This is a genomic window from Amycolatopsis sp. NPDC033938, from assembly GCF_055575975.1.
The window spans coordinates 1-13440 of record NZ_JBVIRO010000008.1 but is presented as its reverse complement, the minus strand read 5'-3'; the positions used below and the strand labels follow the sequence as shown (position 1 = coordinate 13440).

Sequence of the window (13440 nt, the reverse complement as noted above, 5' to 3'; positions counted from 1 at the left end):
CCGAGTGCCTGACAGTTCGAGAAAAAGTGGCGTTGTGTTACCGCAGAAGGTTCCCCGTCATCGCAACGTGACCAAGAGCAACCTGAGTGAGTGACTGTCGTAGTGAGATCGCTGCTCAGTCCGCGATGAACACCTGTCCCGCTCCGTCGAACCGGTAACCGACTCCGCGCACGGTCGCGATGGGCGCCAGCACGGGTTCGAGTTTGCCGCGGATCTTGCGGATATGGACGTCCACCGTTCGCACGTTGCCGCCGCTCAGCCTCCACACTTGCGCCATCAGGGTGCCACGGTCGAAGACGCGGTCCGGATTCCGGCACAGGAACAGCAGGAGATCGAACTCCAGCCTCGTGAACTCCAGCACCTCGCCGCACAGCAGCACTCGCCGTGACTCGGGCTCGATGCGCAGCGGCGGCGCGGGAGCGCTGAGGCGACGGCGGCGTCCGGCGAGTTCGACGACCTTGTCGTCGTGGAAAGTACGCGCCGTCAAAGTCATTCCGACAGTGTCCTCAAAGGACTCAAGCAGGCGCGCGGCGATCGCGGCGGCGTGCTCGGAGTCGGTGCTGACCCGCAAGGCCAAGGTCAGTTCGACGGCCGGTTCCCCGGTCACCACGACCGACTGCGTCATCTCACACCACCCGGACCGGATGCCGCACCACAGCGTCGAAAAGGTAGCCCTGCGTATTGTGCGGAGTGACGTCCGGCTGGGTGACGCCGGTGATGTCCGTGGCCCTCGCCCGCAGCGTGTACGGGCCGGAAACACCTGGACGCCAAGGGATTTCCCAGCGTTGCCATCCGCGATCCGCCGCCGCTCCCACGAACTTCACTTGCCGCCAGCCGTCACCGGTGTTCACTTCGACGCGCCGGATCCGCCCGTTTCCCGACCATGACCGGCCGCGCAGTACCCGCTTGGCGCCGGCAGCGAACTCGGCGTTCCACGGCAATTCGAAGGCACTCTTGACCACCTGCCGGGTCACGACCGTGCCCTCCGCCGGGTAGCCGGAGCCGACCAGCCGGTAGTACTGCGTGTTCCACGGCGAGAACAGCGGCGTTTCGGAAACTTCGATACGTCCCAGCCATTTGATCGACGAGATCCCCACCCACGACGGCACGACGAGCCGCACCGGATGACCGTGGTCCGGCGGCAGCGGCCGCCCGTTCATTTCGTACGCCAGCAAGACATCCTGCAAGGCCTTCGCGACCGGCAGCGGGCGGCGCACCTTTCCCAGGTTGACCCCTGCGGTGACGTAGTCGGCGTCCAGCCCCTCCGGCAGGACGTCCACCGCTTGCCGCGTCAGCCCCGCCTTGGCAAGCACGGTGGCGAGACGGACGCCACGCCAGCGCGCGACCCCGACCGCGCCGAGTTTCCACGCCGTACCGGACACCGGCTGCCCTTGCTGGCTGGTGAAGAAACTCCGGCCGTTGCCCGCGCACTCGATGGCGGACGTGATGGTCTCCGAAGGCAGCCGGAGCAAGTCGGCGTAGGTGAACTCGACCGGACGGTCCGCCGTCGGTGCTCCGCGCAAGCCGGTGCCGAAGAGCTTCAGCCGCCACGAGCGTGCGTCGATCAGCGGGGTCGAGGTGTGGTTACGGACGAAGAACCGCTCGATCGGCGTCAGATAGCCTTGCCCGCTCAACGCCTCCCAGCGCGTCTCCGCGTTGGTGCCGTAGACCTCGAAGAACTCCGGCGGCAAGGGTTTCACGATCGGCGCGGCCGCCGACGCCGTCCCCGACGGCAACGATCCGAACGCCGCCAACGCGAGCCCGCCACCGGCCGTCAGCCGAAACAGCCTGCGCCGCGACAACCCGTCACCTCGCGCCTCCCCCGCCCGCCACTGCGTGAGTCGCGTGCGGTCGTAGGTGGCTTCGTCGGTCAGGCCGATTCCGGTCATGCGGCTCATTGTGAGCAGCGGCCGTCCGCGCGGACCAGCGTGTCCACAGAGCGGAACCAGTTGTGCCCCGGACGGGGATCGAACCCGCACTGTGTCGATTTTAAGTCGACTGCCTCTGCCAGTTGGGCTACCGGGGCACCGACAGCCTAAGCGATGTGACATTCCGGCGATGACTTAACCCTGAACGCCGTGAAGGCCTCCTTCCCTACGCTCAAGGTAGGGAAGGAGGCCTTCACGGCAAGCTACGAAATCAGGACTTCGAGAGCCTGTCGAATTCCTCGCGCGGGTTGTTGATCTGGCCGAGCGAGATGACCTCGCGCCGGAACAGGCCGCCGAGCATCCAGTCGAACAGGATGCGGATCTTGCGGTTCCACGTCGGCATCGCCTTGAGGTGGTACGCGCGGTGGAAGAGCCAGGCCGGGAAGCCCTTGATCTTCAGGTTCAGCGCGTCGGCGACACCCTTGTGCAGGCCGAGGCTGGCCACCGCACCGAGGTTCTTGTGGTAGTAGTCCTTCGGCTTGCCGCCGCGGATCACCTTGATGATGTTCTTCGCCAGCAGACGCGCCTGGCGAACGGCGTGCTGCGCGTTCGGGGGGCAGGTCGCGGTCGGGTCCTGCTCGGTGCGCGAAAGGTCCGGCACGGCGGCGTTGTCACCGGCGGTCCAGACGTCGGGGTGCCCGACGACCTGCATCGCGGCGGTGGCCTCGACGCGGCCGCGCTTGTCCAGCGGCAGGTCCGAGCTGGCGAGCACCGGGTTCGCCTTCACACCGGCGGTCCAGATGATCGTGTCGGTGTCGAATTCGGTGCCGTCCGAGAGCACGACGTGGCCGTTCTCGAACGACTTCGCCGCTGTCGACAAATAGACTTCGATGCCGCGCTTCTCGAGCTGCTCGACGGTGTACACACCGAGCGTCTCGCGCACCTCGGGGAGGATCCGCCCGGCGGCCTCGACGAGCACCCAGCGGATGTCCTCGACCTTGAGGTTCGGGTAGTAGTTCTCCACCGCGAAGCGGGTCATGTCCTCGAGCTCGGCGAGCGCCTCGATACCGGCGAAGCCGCCGCCGACGACGGTGAACGTCAGCAGTCGCTTGCGCTGCTCTGGGTCGAGCGTGCTGGCGGCCTCGTCGAGCTTCGTCATGACGTGGTTGCGCAGGTAGATCGCCTCACCGATGGTCTTGAAGGCGATACCTTCCTCGACCAGGCCAGGGATCGGCAGGATGCGCGCGACGGCGCCGAGCGCGACCACGAGGACGTCGTAGTTCAGCTGCTCGACGTGCCCGTCGGCGGCTTCGACCGTGACGGCCTTGCGCTCGTGCTCGATCTTCGTCACGCGCGCGGTGAGCACGTGGCAGCGCTTGAGCACGCGCCGCAGCGGCACGACCACGTGCCGCGGTTCGATCGCACCGGCCGCCGCCTCGGGCAGGAAGGGGGCATAGGTCATGTGCGGCTGCGGGTCAACGACCGTCACGGACGCTTCGTTGGCCCGGAGCATCTTCTGGAGCCCGTACGCCGTGTAGAGCCCGACGTATCCACCACCAAGGACGAGGATCCGCGTCGGTTCCGACTTAACACCAGCCATATTTCTATAGTCGCACCCATCTGCTGAGATCGCTCGCAGACCCCATCCGGCTGTGACCAGCGTCGCCACGGCTTCCGCACCGATTCAGTTCAGGCCGGCCACCGAGGTCGCGGCGGTCAGCACGTCGCACACCATGTCAAGCGTCAGGCGGCCGGTCTGGACATTGCGCTGCGACACGTGGTAACAGCCGAAAAGGCGCAGGTCGCCGAGGCTCACCTCGGCGCCGTGCCCGAATTTCGGGCGTGGCGCGGGCACCGGCCAGCCCGCCTCCGCGAGGACCGGCAGCAGCGCCTGCCAGCCGAACGCGCCGAGGACCACGACGGCTTTCAGCGTCGGCCTCAGCAACGCGAGCTCGGCGGCGAGCCACGATCGGCAGGTGTCCCGTTCCTCAGGTGTCGGCTTGTTGGCGGGCGGCGCGCAGCGGACGGGGGCGACCATCCTGGTCCCGCGCAGTTCGAGGCCGTCACCCAGGTGGGTCGATGTGGGCTGCGAAGCGACCCCGACCCGGTGAAGCGCCTTGAAGAGAACGTCACCGGAGGGGTCGCCGGTGAACATGCGGCCGGTCCGGTTCGCGCCATGGGCTGACGGGGCGAGCCCGACGATCGCCAATGACGCGTCCGGCGGGCCGAATCCGGGCACCGGACGCGCCCAATAGGTCTCGCCGGCGAAGGCCGCACGCTTGACCACGGCGATCTCCTCGCGCCACGCGACCAACCGGGGGCAAGCGCGGCAGCCGACGACCTCGGCGTCGAGCTCCGCGATCGAGTGGAACCTCATAGCGCCTCCTTCAAGGCGTCGCGGCAGAGGCGGTCGGCGAGGCGGGTCGTCTCGGGCTGCCGGAACGCCGGGGACAGCCGCAGCACCTGGCGGCACGCGTTGTCCAGCGAGATCTTGTGGCCGACGGAGACGTAGAGGGGCTTCACGCCGTCCTGGGTACGCAGGACGGAGCCGACGACGTCGCCGTCGTCCAGCAGCGGCGTCCGGGCGCCGCGCTCCCGGCCCGGCTCGTCGTGTTCGCCGATGAACCGGGTCTTGCCGACCCCGATGGCAGGCAAACCGCTCACGACGCCGACATGACACGCCAGTCCGAATCGGCGTGGATGAGCCAGCCCGTGTCCGTCGCAGACCAGGAGATCGGGGGTGTGTTCGAGCGCGCGGAGGGCGTCGAGCAGTGGCGGCAGCTCCCGGAAGGCGAAAAGGCCCGGTTCGTACGGGAACGAAACCTTGGAAACGACGGTTCGCTTTTCCACGACGCGGAATCCGGAGGTTTCGAGAGTGACCGCGGCGGCCGCGATGAGGTCGCTCTCCTCGTCGTAGGCGACGTCCAGACCGGTGACCGTGAGGATCTCTTGTGGACAGCGATCCTCGAGTTCGACCAGGCCACGCAGGGTCTCCTGGATTTCGATCGCTTCGGCGACGGTGTTCGGGCGATCATGCGCCGTGACGATGTCCACCCGTACAGACTGCCAGTAAGTTGGGACCATGCCGGACACCAATCCCGATGAGAAGGCCACCGACGAGAAGGACACCCCGTCGGTGGAAACCAAGGTCGAGCCGATCGACGACCTGGTCACCACGAAGCACACGCTGACGCTCAAACGCCGGAAGCTCGCGTACACGGCCCAGACCGGGCGGATCGTGCTGCGGAAAGAGGTCATCACCGACGGCAAGTCCGAAGGCCACAAGGCCAAGGCCGAGGTGTTCCTGACCGCGTACACCCTCGACGACGCGGAGCCCGGCACTCGCCCGGTCACGTTCGCGTTCAACGGCGGGCCCGGTTCGGCGAGCGTCTGGCTGCACATGGGCCTGCTCGGCCCGCGGCGTGTGCTGTCCGGCGACGTCGACGACCCGGTCGCGCCGCCATACGGCCTGACCGACAACCAGGAAACCCTGCTCGCGCACAGCGACCTGGTGTTCATCGACCCGGTGTCGACCGGCTACTCGCGCGCGGTGGACGGTGAGAAGGCCAAGGAGTACCACGGGTACACCGCCGACATCGAGTCCATCGGAGAGATCATCCGGCTGTGGGTCTCGCGCAAACAGCGCTGGCTTTCGCCGAAGTTCCTGGCGGGCGAGTCGTACGGGACGCTCCGCGCGGCCGGTTTGGCGGCGCATCTGCAGGAACGCCACGGGATGTACCTCAACGGACTGCTCCTGATCTCCTCCGTGCTCGACCTGGGCACCCTGCGGTTCACCGAGGGCAACGACCTGCCGTACACGCTTTACGTGCCGACGTACGCGGCGATCGCGCACTACCACGGTCTCCACGGCGAACGCCCGCTCGACGACGTCCTCGCGGACGCCGAGGACTTCGCCGCCAAGGAACTCCCCTGGGCCCTCGCGCGCGGCGCGCGTCTGTCCACACAGGATCGCGCCGAAGCGGTGGCGACGCTCGCGTCACTCACAGGCCTCAGCGAGTCCTATGTGGACCGCGTCAACCTGCGGATCGAACATGTCCGGTTCTTCACGGAACTGCTGCGGGACAAGGGTCTCACCGTCGGCCGGATGGACGGCCGGTTCACCACCTGGGAACCCGACGGCGGTCGCGAGCACATGAGCGACGACCCGTCGATCTCACGGATCATCGGCGCCTACGCGAGTGGCCTCAACCACTACGTGCGGGCCGAACTGGGTTACGAGAACGATCTTCCGTACGAGGTCTTGTCGACGGACGTCTTCAAGGCCTGGTCGTACTCCGACTTCGAGGGTCGTTCCGTGTCCTCTGTGGACTCTCTCGCCTCGGCGATGCGGGCGAATCCGCATTTGCGGGTTCATGTCGCTTTCGGTCATTATGACGGCGCTACGCCTTACTTCGCTTCGGAGCACGTGTTGGCGCGCTTGCAGATTCCCGAGGAGCTGCGGGAGAACATCGACACGGCGTACTACCCGGCCGGGCACATGATGTACGTGCACGAGGAGTCCCGGGTGCAGCAGTCGAAGGACTTGGCGAAGTTCGTGAAGGCCGCTTCCGGGAAGTAGGAACGTCGCGCTCACGCCTGGCAAGTGCTATGAAAGGTCCTTTCCTTGCAAATTTTGCAAGGAAAGGACCTTTCATAGCACTCAGGTACCAAGTTCTGTCGGACCCACCCACGACCATGTTGACATGTACCTATCCAAAGCTCCGATTACGGACTCGTACCTACGTCAACACAGCAGGCATGGCGTCATCCGTGTGGCGTCCTTGGAGAAGCTAGGGGTCACGCAAAGCACGGCGTACCGAAGATGCCAGCCTGGCGGAAGGTGGACTCACCTCCTGCCAGGCGTCGTCCTTCTCTCGAAGGAACAACCGACCGCCCGACAACGAGTCGAAGCCTCGTTGATGCTCACCGGCGGCCGCGGGGTCGTCACTGGCTTCGAGGCCGCGCGCAGATACGGGCTACGGCAAGCCGGGCCTCACGGAACCGTCCACGTGCTCATTCCCCAACAGCGCAAAGTGCGAAGCGTCAAATTCGCGATCTTTGAGAGAACGATCGTCATGCCGGACCATCGCATAGTCGAAGGGGTCCCTCTGGCCGCTCCGGCTCGAGCGGTCTTGGACGGCGTACGGCGTATCCGCGACCTCGACCCAGTACGTGCCTTGCTGATCGAAACGGTCGAGACAGGCCTGTGCACGGTCGATGAACTGAGCGCCGAACTCGAATCCGGCAGCAGGCGGGGAACCGCACTTCCCCGCGCCGTGCTCAGAGAGCTCTCAGCCGAGGTCAAGTCGGTACCCGAGGCCGCCGCACTGGCGATCTGGAAGCAGGCGGGGCTCCCTCCAGCCCAACGGAACGTGAGGATCCTCGACGCTTTCGGAAACTACGTCGGCAAGCCCGATTCATGGTGCGATGAACTCGCCATGGCATGGGAAATCGATTCGTATGCCTTCCACTTCGGAAGGGATGCCTACCGTAAGACCCTCCACCGCAACAATCGGTACGCGGCTGCCGGGATCATCGTCGTGCAGACATTGCCCTCCCGGATTCGCGACGAACCGGACAAGGTCATCGCCGAACTCAGGGCCGCAGCCGAGGCGGCATCACGACGTCCGAGACCGGCTGTCTCCGTGGTCCGCACCGATCGGGCCGCCTGACCGTCCGACCCGTAACGCTATGAAAGGTCCTTTCCTTGCAAATTTTGCAAGGAAAGGACCTTTCATAGCACTCGGCGGAACCGAGGGATCAGCCCCGCAGGTACTGCGAGCCTCGCGTAACGGCCGACCAGGCGTCAACGGCACCGTGGCCGTAGAAGCCGTTGAACGAAGCGTCACCGACGCAGGTCGCGGTGAACGTGGCGTCGCGGCCTTCCTTGAGGTAGTCGACTGTCCGCGGCACGGGGCAGGCGATGTCCGACGCCGTGCCTTCGAGCACCCGCTGCACCGCGTCCGGGTCCATCCCGAAGTCGCGCGAACCCTTGCCGTACTGCGAAACGATGAGCGCGGCGACACCGGTCGCGTGCGGCGACGCCATCGACGTCCCCTGCAGCCACTGGTAGTAGCCGACACGGCCGTCGGCGGTGGTCGCCTTCTGGATGCCCGCGGTGACACCGTCGGGCGTGATGTTCCCGGCCGCGTCGATGTTGCCTTCAGCGACGCCGACGTTGCGCGGGTACGTCGAGAGGATCTCGTTCTCGAGCGTGCGGAACCACGGGGTGCCGTAGCCGTCACGGAAGTAGCCGCCGGGTGCGGAGACCGAGATCTGCTCGACGCCGTAGTTCGAGTAGTCCGCCTTCGCCTGCGACGGGCCGAAGGACGAGACGCCGATCGTGTGCGGGCCCTCGACGGGCAGCGAGAGGCAGCTCGCGTTGTCGATCTGCCGCGGGTGCGTGCTGTTCGACGGGTAGTCCGGGCTGGAGGCGTCCGGCTGCGGGGCGCCGAGGTCGGTGTGCTGGTTGCCCAGCGAGACGACCTGGGTGACGCCCTTGCGGTGCGCGTAGTTCAACGCGCGGGTCGTGGCCTCGATGATGGTGCGCTGTTCCGCCTGCTCCGCGGCCGAGTCCGCCGGGTTGGCGGAGCAGTTGTAGAGCCACGGGTCCGTGTAGAAGCTCATGTTGACGACGTCCACACCGGCGTCGCCGGCGTAGGTGATCGCGTCCACGGTCGGCTGCAGGAAGAAGAAGCCCGAGTCCTGTCCGGCGCGGAGGTTCACCAGCGTGACGTTCGGCGCGACGCCCGAGACGCCGAAACCGTTCACGGCGGCGCCGATGGTGCCGGCGACGTGCGTGCCGTGTCCGTTGTCGTCGACGTCGGTGGGGTCGACGCAGCCGCGGTACTCGCACGGTCCGTCGACGGGCTCACCGTTCACGTCCGCGACGATGTCCTTGGTGAAGTTCCGCGACGACGCCCGGTCGAAGTTCGGGGCGATGTCCGGGTGACTCGCGTCGACACCGGTGTCGATGATGCCGACCTTCACCCGCTTGTCGCCCGGCTGCACGGTGCGCGAAAGGTCCGAACGGACGGACTTGAGACCCCAGAGCTGACTGTCGAGCGGATCGAGCCCGGCGGACTGGGCCGAAGCAGCCTTCGGCGCCGAAGCAGCCCCGCGGCTCTCCTTCTCGACGACGTTCGGCTTGACCTTCGCCTTGCCGCTCTTCGGAGCGGAGCCGATCGGCTTCGCTTTGGCCGCACCGAACACCGAACGGTCGGCGGAGACCCGCTCGGCGAAACCGTTGGCGGGCGCGGTCGCGGTGATCAGGCCGACCGCGGCGTTGCTGGTCACGACCGTGCCTCCGGCGGCACGGATCGCGCGCTCCACCGAAGCGACACTCTGTCCCGCTCGGGCCAGCACGGAGAATTCCGTCGGCGCACCGGAAAGCTGTGGCTGCGCGGACGCCACCGGCGCCGCGACGATGGCGCCGAACAGCGGTACCGCCAAGGCGATGACGAGAGATCTCGATCTTTTCACTTCATGCCTCCTGAAGAAAACGATTCGTGCAAACTACGTCACTGACCGTCGGCCTTCAACGAAGTCCCTACTAAAGTCCGGGCACGACGGTTTTTTCCTCCGCGAAATGACAGGCCGACAAATGTCCACCGGTCCGGTTGATCAATTCGGGTTCCTGGTCGGCGCAAATGTCCTGCGCCTTCCAGCACCGGGTGCGGAACCGACAGCCCGACGGCGGATCCAGCGGGCTCGGCACGTCGCCTTCCAGGCGGATCACCTGCCGCTGCCCACGCAACGCCGGGTCGGCGACCGGCACCGCCGACAGCAGCGCCTGTGTGTAGGGATGCGAGGGATGCTCGTAGATCTCCTCTTCGGTGCCCATTTCCACGATCTTGCCGAGATACATCACCGCCACCCGCGTGGAAAGGTGACGGACAACGGACAGGTCGTGTGCGATGAACACATAGGAAAGGCCGAATTCCTTCTGCAGTTCACCGAGCAGGTTCATCACCTGTGCCTGGATGGAGACGTCCAGTGCGGAAACCGGTTCGTCACAGATGATGACCTTCGGCCGCAACGCCAGGGCCCGCGCGATCCCGATGCGCTGCCGCTGCCCGCCGGAGAACTGGTGCGGATAGCGGTTGATGTGCTCGGGGTTCAGCCCGACGACGTCGAGCAGGTCCCGCACCTTCGCCGCCCGTGAGCCCTTCGGCGCCACTTCGGTGTGGATCTCGAAGGGCTCACCGACGATGTCACCGACCGTCATCCTCGGGTTCAGTGAGGTGTAGGGATCCTGCAGCACGATCTGGATCTCGCGACGCATTTTCCTGAGTTCGGCGCCCCGCAACGCGAAGAGGTCACGGCCTTCGAAGGTCGCGACCCCGCCCGTCGGTTCCTCCAAGCGCATCAGCACCTGGGCCAATGTGGACTTCCCGCAGCCGGATTCCCCGACCACACCCAGGGTTTCGCCAGGCATGAGGTCGAACGAGACCCCGTCGACAGCCTTCACGTGACCTATCGTGCGTTTGAAGAGGATCCCCGCTCGTACCGGGAAGTACTTCACCAGGTTCTCGACCCGCAAAATGGGCTCAGACACGCTCACTCACCACCTCTTCGGCGAAGTGGCAGGCGCTGACCCTGCCGAATCCGAGACTGTGCAGCGTGGGCCGTTCGGACTCGCACCGGTCCACCGCCCGGGGGCAACGCGGATGGAACGGACAGCCCGGCGGGACGTGCAGCAGGCTCGGCGGCAGGCCCGTGATGGTCTTCAGCGTCTGACCTTTGAGGTCCAGCCGCGGCAGGGAGGCCATCAGCGCCTCGGTGTAAGGATGCCCCGGCGAGCGGAACAACTCGGCGACGTCGGCCTGCTCGACGATCCGGCCCGCGTACATCACCGCGATCCGGTCGGCGACCTCGGCGACCACCGCCAGGTCGTGGGTGATGAGGATCAGCCCCATCCGCCGTTCGGCCTGGATCTCCGCCAGCAGGTCCATGATCTGGGCCTGCACGGTGACGTCCAGCGCGGTCGTCGGCTCGTCCGCGATCAGCAGATCCGGATCGAGCGCGAGCGACATGGCGATCATCGCGCGCTGCCGCATCCCGCCGGAGAACTGGTGCGGGTACTCGCGGATCCGGCGCGCGGCGGCCGGGATGCGCACGATGTCGAGCAGTTCGATCGCCCGCTTCCGTGCGTCCTTTTTGGACATCCCGAGCCGGACGCGCAACTGCTCCTCGATCTGGAATCCGACGGTGAACACCGGGTTCAGCGCGGAAAGCGCGTCCTGGAAGATCATCGCGATCCCCGCGCCCCGCACCTCACGCCGCCGTTCTTCGGTGGCGGTGAGCAGATCCTCGCCGCGGTACCGGACGGCGCCACCGGTGACGACGGCGGGCGGACTGTCGAGGATTCCCATCACCGTCTGCGCGGTCACGCTCTTGCCCGAACCGGATTCGCCCAGCACGGCAAGGGTTTCCCCGGCGTGCACGGCGTAGTCGACGCCGTTGAGCACGGTCGCGACGCCGTCCGAGGTCCGGAACTCGACGTGGAGATCTTCCACTTCCAGCAGCAATTCGTTGTCCACGACCATTCACCGGGCCTTCGGGTCGAGTGCGTCGCGGATACCGTCACCGAGCATGACGAACGCGAGCACGGTGACGGTCACGAATCCGGCGGGGAACAACAACATATGCGGGATGACCCGGAAATAGTCCCGCGCGTCGCTGATCATCACGCCCCACGAGACGACCGGCGGCCGCACGCCGACACCGAGGTAGGCCAAGGTAGCCTCCGCCCCGATGAAGGCACCGAGCGCGATGGTCCCGTAGACCAGCACCGGCGCGACCGTGTTGGGCAGCAGATGCCGGAACACGATACGCGGCGTGCTCGCGCCGAGACCGCGTGCGGCCTTGACGTAGTCGAGTTGCTTGGCCACCAGCGTCGCCGAACGCATGATGCGCATCGCCACCGGCCAGCTCAGCGCCGCGATCGAGAACACCACCTGCACGATGATGGTGACCGCGCCGGGATTCGTGCCGGGTGCGTTGAACGTCGTGAGGATGACGATCGCGCCGAGCACGAACGGCAACGCCGCGAAGATGTCGCCGACCCGGGAGAACAGGCTGTCGACGAGACGGCCGTAATACCCGGCGACGATCCCGACCATCGAACCGATCAGGATCGTCAGCACCGTCGCGAAGACACCGACCAGCAACGACGCCCGCGCGCCGTGAATGGTCCGCGCGTAGACGTCGTAACCCTGGTTGTCGTAGCCGAACCAGGCGTCCGCGGACGGGCCTTCGTTGGCGTGCGTCAGATCGCTGAACCCGGCCGGACGCGAACTGAACAGGTCCGGCGCGATGGCGATCAGCACGATCAGCAGGATGATGACGGAAGAGATGATGAAGGACGGTTTGCGGCGCAGCATCCGCCAGGCGTCACCGCCGAGGCTGCGCGGCTTGTACGCCAGCGCGGAGTCGTCGGCGACACCTGCGGCGGCGACGTCCACAGAGGACACGCCACCGGCCACGTTGGGGTCAGTCATAACGGATCCTCGGGTCGAGAACGGCATAGAGCAGGTCGACGGTGAGACTCACCAGCAGGTAGACCATCACCAGCAGGACGACGACGCCAGTGACGGTGGCGCCCTCCCGGTTCTGGATACCGCGGAAGATGAGCCCGCCGATGCCGTTGATGTTGAACACGCCTTCGGTGACGATGGCCCCGCCCATGAGCGCGCCGATGTCGGTGCCGATGAAGGTCAGTACCGGGATCACCGAGTTGCGAAGCAGGTGAACACCGACGACGCGGCTGCGCGGCTGTCCTTTCGCGACGGCCGTGCGGACGTAGTCGGCGTGCCGGTTCTCGGCGATACTCGTCCGGGTCAGCCGGGCGATGTAGGCCATCGAGAGACTGCCCAGCGCTATCCCGGGCACGATGAGCTCGCCGACCGTCGCGTCCTCGGACACGCTCGCCTCGATGAGGCCCAGTTCCGAACCCAGGATGATCTGCAGCACGATCGCGGTGACGAACACCGGGATCGAGATCAGGAACGTGGTCGACATCAGCACGAGGTTGTCGAGGAAACCCTTGCCGCGCAGCCCGGTCAGGATGCCGGCGGCGAGTCCGATGATCGCCTCGATGGCCACCGCGATGAGCGCGAGCCGGACGGTGACCGGGTAAGCGTTCGAGATCAGCTCACCGACCGAGACGCCGTTGAAGGTCTCACCCCAGTCACCGGTGAACAGGTTGCCGAGGTATTTGAAGTATTGGACGAAGATCGAATCATCGAGGTTGAACTTCGCGGTCATCATCTCGACGTAGGCGGGCGGGCAGGCGACCTGACCGCATTTACCCGCGAACGGGTCACCGGGCACCGCCCACACGAGGGCGTAGATGAGGAACGTGGTGCCGAAGAAGACCGGAATCAGTTGAAGTAGGCGACGGAGGATGTACTGGGACATGGGCGTGCCGTCCTGGAGATCGCGTGGTGGGAGCTGTGGGACCGGCGGGGGGGGGGGTGGGGGGGGGGGGGGGGTGGCCACACCCCCCCGCACACCCCCCCCCCCATCCCCCCCGGGGGGTGCTGGGCGCGGCCCCCCACCTCGGCGCGGA

The 13440-nt window shown here is 66.4% G+C and carries 12 protein-coding genes and 1 tRNA gene; 2 read left to right on the top strand and 11 right to left on the bottom strand.

The annotated features are described in order from the left end of the window. Positions 1-115: 115 nt before the first annotated feature. The 6 genes from ACZ5ZX_RS21025 to nfi form a co-directional block, all read right to left on the bottom strand. Entirely contained in the window at positions 116-625 is a 510-nt protein-coding gene (locus tag ACZ5ZX_RS21025) for a winged helix-turn-helix domain-containing protein (protein WP_465503678.1), read from the bottom strand. A gap of 1 nt (position 626) precedes the next feature. Continuing rightward, complete coding sequence (locus tag ACZ5ZX_RS21020) at positions 627-1889, bottom strand: sulfite oxidase (RefSeq protein WP_465503677.1); 1263 nt, start codon at positions 1887-1889, stop codon at positions 627-629. A 63-nt stretch (positions 1890-1952) separates the two neighbouring features. Next, a tRNA-Leu gene (locus tag ACZ5ZX_RS21015) sits at positions 1953-2026 on the bottom strand. Between the two features lie 113 nt (positions 2027-2139). Next, positions 2140-3468: an NAD(P)/FAD-dependent oxidoreductase gene (locus ACZ5ZX_RS21010; RefSeq protein WP_007028829.1), complete on the bottom strand. Its 1329-nt coding sequence runs from the start codon at positions 3466-3468 to the stop codon at positions 2140-2142. 84 nt (positions 3469-3552) lie between these two features. After that, on the bottom strand, positions 3553-4245 hold the full coding sequence (locus ACZ5ZX_RS21005) for a uracil-DNA glycosylase (protein ID WP_465503676.1): 693 nt from the start codon (positions 4243-4245) through the stop codon (positions 3553-3555). After that, complete coding sequence (gene nfi, locus ACZ5ZX_RS21000; RefSeq protein WP_465503675.1) at positions 4242-4922, bottom strand: deoxyribonuclease V; 681 nt, start codon at positions 4920-4922, stop codon at positions 4242-4244. Before nfi ends, ACZ5ZX_RS21005 begins: the two co-directional genes overlap by 4 nt. A gap of 28 nt (positions 4923-4950) precedes the next feature. Here nfi and ACZ5ZX_RS20995 point away from each other — a divergent pair, with 28 nt between their 5' ends. Together ACZ5ZX_RS20995 and ACZ5ZX_RS20990 are read left to right on the top strand one after the other, a co-directional pair. Next, positions 4951-6447: a S10 family peptidase gene (locus ACZ5ZX_RS20995; protein ID WP_465503674.1), complete on the top strand. Its 1497-nt coding sequence runs from the start codon at positions 4951-4953 to the stop codon at positions 6445-6447. A gap of 598 nt (positions 6448-7045) precedes the next feature. Beyond that, complete coding sequence (locus ACZ5ZX_RS20990) at positions 7046-7540, top strand: hypothetical protein (protein ID WP_465503673.1); 495 nt, start codon at positions 7046-7048, stop codon at positions 7538-7540. Between the two features lie 88 nt (positions 7541-7628). On the opposite strand, the gene ACZ5ZX_RS20985 is transcribed toward ACZ5ZX_RS20990, so the two are convergent. The 5 genes from ACZ5ZX_RS20985 to ACZ5ZX_RS20965 form a co-directional block, all read right to left on the bottom strand. Beyond that, positions 7629-9350 carry a S8 family serine peptidase gene (locus ACZ5ZX_RS20985; protein ID WP_465503672.1) on the bottom strand — a complete coding sequence of 574 codons (1722 nt, stop codon included), beginning with the start codon at positions 9348-9350 and terminating at the stop codon, positions 7629-7631. Between the two features lie 70 nt (positions 9351-9420). Then, positions 9421-10425, bottom strand: coding sequence for an ABC transporter ATP-binding protein (locus ACZ5ZX_RS20980; RefSeq protein ID WP_465503671.1), 1005 nt, complete (start codon positions 10423-10425; stop codon positions 9421-9423). Continuing rightward, complete coding sequence (locus ACZ5ZX_RS20975; protein ID WP_465503670.1) at positions 10418-11416, bottom strand: ABC transporter ATP-binding protein; 999 nt, start codon at positions 11414-11416, stop codon at positions 10418-10420. Before ACZ5ZX_RS20975 ends, ACZ5ZX_RS20980 begins: the two co-directional genes overlap by 8 nt. Next, positions 11417-12370, bottom strand: a complete 954-nt coding sequence (locus tag ACZ5ZX_RS20970; protein WP_465503669.1) for an ABC transporter permease — start codon at positions 12368-12370, stop codon at positions 11417-11419. Continuing rightward, complete coding sequence (locus tag ACZ5ZX_RS20965; protein ID WP_465503668.1) at positions 12363-13289, bottom strand: ABC transporter permease; 927 nt, start codon at positions 13287-13289, stop codon at positions 12363-12365. Before ACZ5ZX_RS20965 ends, ACZ5ZX_RS20970 begins: the two co-directional genes overlap by 8 nt. Positions 13290-13440: the final 151 nt, after the last annotated feature.

Bases quoted from the DNA above. Each gene is read 5' to 3' on its own strand.
- ACZ5ZX_RS21005 (WP_465503676.1), bottom strand. From the start codon at position 4,245: ATGAGGTTCCACTCGATCGCGGAGCTCGACGCCGAGGTCGTCGGCTGC.
- ACZ5ZX_RS21025 (WP_465503678.1), bottom strand. From the start codon at position 625: ATGACGCAGTCGGTCGTGGTGACCGGGGAACCGGCCGTCGAACTGACC.
- ACZ5ZX_RS21010 (WP_007028829.1), bottom strand. From the start codon at position 3,468: ATGGCTGGTGTTAAGTCGGAACCGACGCGGATCCTCGTCCTTGGTGGT.
- ACZ5ZX_RS20975 (WP_465503670.1), bottom strand. From the start codon at position 11,416: ATGGTCGTGGACAACGAATTGCTGCTGGAAGTGGAAGATCTCCACGTC.
- ACZ5ZX_RS21020 (WP_465503677.1), bottom strand. From the start codon at position 1,889: ATGACCGGAATCGGCCTGACCGACGAAGCCACCTACGACCGCACGCGA.
- ACZ5ZX_RS20970 (WP_465503669.1), bottom strand. From the start codon at position 12,370: ATGACTGACCCCAACGTGGCCGGTGGCGTGTCCTCTGTGGACGTCGCC.
- ACZ5ZX_RS20995 (WP_465503674.1), top strand. From the start codon at position 4,951: ATGCCGGACACCAATCCCGATGAGAAGGCCACCGACGAGAAGGACACC.
- ACZ5ZX_RS20965 (WP_465503668.1), bottom strand. From the start codon at position 13,289: ATGTCCCAGTACATCCTCCGTCGCCTACTTCAACTGATTCCGGTCTTC.